Source organism: Okeania sp. SIO2C9 (genome assembly GCF_010672455.1).
Taxonomy (GTDB): domain Bacteria; phylum Cyanobacteriota; class Cyanobacteriia; order Cyanobacteriales; family Microcoleaceae; genus Okeania.
Map to the genome: position 1 here is coordinate 1 of NZ_JAAHGO010000282.1, position 1,116 is coordinate 1,116.

2 protein-coding genes are annotated in these 1,116 nt (G+C 42.1%); both read right to left on the reverse strand.

The features are described from left to right. Nucleotides 1–6 precede the first annotated feature (6 nt). Entirely contained in the window at nt 7–498 is a 492-nt protein-coding gene (locus tag F6K23_RS41030; RefSeq protein WP_293167024.1) for a plastocyanin/azurin family copper-binding protein, read from the reverse strand. A gap of 262 nt (nt 499–760) precedes the next feature. Next, on the reverse strand, nt 761–1,114 hold the full coding sequence (locus F6K23_RS41035; RefSeq protein ID WP_293167026.1) for a tellurite resistance TerB family protein: 354 nt from the start codon (nt 1,112–1,114) through the stop codon (nt 761–763). Nucleotides 1,115–1,116: the final 2 nt, after the last annotated feature.

Genomic DNA, 1,116 nt, shown 5'->3' on the forward strand with positions numbered 1-1,116 from the left:
TCTTAACTACTTAGCCTCAATTACAATCTCTCCAGTCATTCCTGCCTCTGTGTGTCCTGGGATAGAGCAATGGAGTTGGTAGGTTCCAGGTTTCATTGGTACCAATACCCACTCTGCCTCTCCTCCTGGCTTTAGTTCTAGCTCGTGGATTGCTCCTTTAACTTCTACTTTGCCAGCTTCAACTTTTTGACTCCAGCTAGCGTCGGCAAAGTCTTTGGCAGTGAAGTAGTGCTTTTGGGCACTGGGGTTGTCCAGCAGTAATTTGTAGCGAACACCAGAAATAAACTTCAATTCTCTAGGGACAAATTTCAATTCATTAGCGCTATTGCCAAGGCTGACTTTTACTTCAGTTGGCGGTTGACGCAGTAAATTTTGGTTACTACTGGGAGATGGGGCTGCTATTGCCGAAGCTGGTAAAAAGAAAACTGCTGCAATTATTAATCCTAAGATTAATCCTAGCCATTGATTTAACCATCTGCCTTGCCATTTTTTGCTCATCGAGTCAATTAGCTGCATGATTGTTATGACAAAATTTAATATCGAAGATTATAGCGGGGGCTTCCTAGCTTAGCAACGCTTAATAACTCGACTTTCGGAGGTTACTCTCTTGGGAATTCTAGACACTTGCCTAGATTTAATCGTGTTTAATTCAAACGCTGGTAGAGGGATAGTCTGATTAGCTACCCCTGCTTAAGACGATAAATTAAGAAAGCAAAATTCTAACCATAAGGAATTGTATAGCAAAGGCGCAAAAGAGGTTTTAACCTTTATTTTTGATGATCATGACATCTATGATCTTGATGGCTATTTCTTCGGATATTCCCAAAGCGCTATAGAGTTGATTTAAAAGCGCCTCTTCCTCTTCTGTTACCTCTCCATCTGCTAGAGCAATATCGGTTGCCATAGCAAAAGCTGTCTCTTTTAGGTCATGTGGGATTGAGGCAATGGCTGTATTAAGTAAGGTGTCAACACCTTGCCGCTGGAGGAGGTTTAGAAGTTGATCAAACATCTTTTTCATAACATCACCTGGATAGCTCCTGAATAACTGCATTCGAGATAGTGCAGTACCAACGGCTAGCCTCTCAGCATCAGCAGCATAACCGTCAGCAGCAATCA

Excerpts from the sequence above, each read along its gene's own strand:
- F6K23_RS41030 (WP_293167024.1), bottom strand. The coding sequence starts at position 498 with ATGAGCAAAAAATGGCAAGGCAGATGGTTAAATCAATGGCTAGGATTA.